Origin of the sequence: Corallococcus sp. AB049A (assembly GCF_003668885.1) — a bacterium.
GTDB lineage: Bacteria > Myxococcota > Myxococcia > Myxococcales > Myxococcaceae > Corallococcus > Corallococcus interemptor.
In genome coordinates this window covers 1-994 of the sequence record NZ_RAWL01000827.1, presented here as the reverse complement: position 1 = coordinate 994, position 994 = coordinate 1, and the positions used below count along the sequence as shown (strand labels likewise).

Sequence of the window (994 nt, the reverse complement as noted above, 5' to 3'; positions counted from 1 at the left end):
GTGGGGCGCCGGTTGGACCGGCTCTTGGAGGGCTATTCCGCCCGGCTCGCGCGCGTGGCGCTGGCCTCCGCGGAAGCGGGCAACCTGAACCGCGCCATGCGGCAGAACCTGTGGGGCATGTGGCCGCACTTCCTGTCGTACGGCGCCATCACCGGCGCGTGCGCGATGGCGGGCTACTTCCTGGAGCCGGTGATGGTGGCGCTGCCGCACCCGCTGGTGCGGGGGCTGGCCTGGGCGTACCCGGCCATGGCGTCCGTGGCGGCGGCCATCGCGGCGCAGTCCAGCCACGCGAAGCGCGCGCCCCTGTACGCGGGCCTGGCCGCGGCGGCCGTCACCGCGGCGGTGGTGCTGGTGCAGCTGCAGGAGCAGCGGCCTTGAGCACGACGCCCACGCCCACACCTGCGTCCGCCGCCTCCGCGCCTCCGGCCGCGCCGGCCTTCACGCCGCCCACGCGGCTGTCGCGGGGCACGCTGCTGCGCGTGTTCCTGCGCTCGCTCTTCCTCCAGGCGTCGTGGAACCCCAAGGGGATGCAGAACCTGGGGCTCGCGTACGCCGTGTACCCGGCGCTGGCGAAGCTGTACCCGCCGGGCCCGCTGCGCGAGACGGCGGTGCGCCGGCACCTGGTCTTCTTCAACACGCACCCGTACGTGGCGGCGGCCATCGTGGGCGGCGTGGTGAACCACGAGCAGAAGATTGCCCGGGGGGAGGAGACGCCGGACCGCGTGGTGGGCTTCAAGGCGGCGCTGATGGGGCCGCTCGCCGCGCTGGGGGACGGGTTCTTCTGGCTGTCCCTCAAGCCCGCGGTGGGCGGGCTGTGCGCGGCCATGGTGCCGCTGTTGGGCGTCTGGGCGGTGCTGCTCTTCCTGGTGCTCTACAACCTGGTGCACCTGCTGTTGCGCATCCGGCTGTACTGGCTGGGCCTGAGTCTGGGAGACCGTCTGGTGGAGGCCGTGGCGCGGGTGAACCTTCCCGCCAAGGGCGCCCGGCTGAGGGG

Annotated in this window: 1 protein-coding gene and 1 pseudogene; both read left to right on the top strand. The window is 73.6% G+C overall.

Annotated features, from left to right (window positions below; translation table 11 throughout):
- Positions 1-378 (top strand): annotated as a pseudogene (locus D7X55_RS39690) (PTS mannose transporter subunit IID); the annotation flags it as partial.
- Positions 379-455: 77 nt separating this feature from the next.
- The coding region (locus D7X55_RS39685; RefSeq protein ID WP_121725707.1) for a PTS system mannose/fructose/sorbose family transporter subunit IID at positions 456-994 on the top strand (539 nt) is incomplete at its 3' end.